This window comes from Corynebacterium sp. HMSC074A09 (assembly GCF_001811545.1).
GTDB classification, from domain to species: Bacteria; Actinomycetota; Actinomycetes; order Mycobacteriales; family Mycobacteriaceae; genus Corynebacterium; species Corynebacterium hiratae.
Genome location: NZ_KV805132.1, coordinates 1 through 423 on the forward strand (window position 1 = coordinate 1; position 423 = coordinate 423).

The 423-nt window shown below is 55.8% G+C and carries 1 pseudogene; it reads left to right on the top strand.

Going from position 1 to position 423, the window contains the following annotated elements:
• Window positions 1-423 (top strand): annotated as a pseudogene (locus tag HMPREF2807_RS03675) (HNH endonuclease); the annotation flags it as partial.

Consider the following 423-nt stretch of genomic DNA (forward strand, 5'->3'; position numbering starts at 1 on the left):
GATACCCGGCCTAAAGATACGTACCGGTTTTCTTCTAACGGCACCTCAGCGTGGTTGGAACTGCAGGTTGGGGAAGACACCGGCATTAAACTCGATGCCTTCATCCACCAGACCGCCGCCAAGGAAGACATCACTGTCGCTGAGGCAGTCATCAAACTGCTTTCCGGTGAAATACAGCCACCAGCTACGGTGGTGCTCCACACCTACCAGGCCTGCGATATTGAGGATGCACCGACCTTTATTGAAGGCTTCGGCTGGCGGGCTGAGCCCATGCCACATGACAAGATGCGGGATTTAACCGAAGAGATAAAAGAGGCCGATGGCTACCAGCCAGGAATCATCATGCGCAAACTTGTCGAAGGACGCGACGGTACCTGCCGGGTCGGCGGCTGTGGCGAGCCTGCTTTTCTCAGCCAGTTGGAT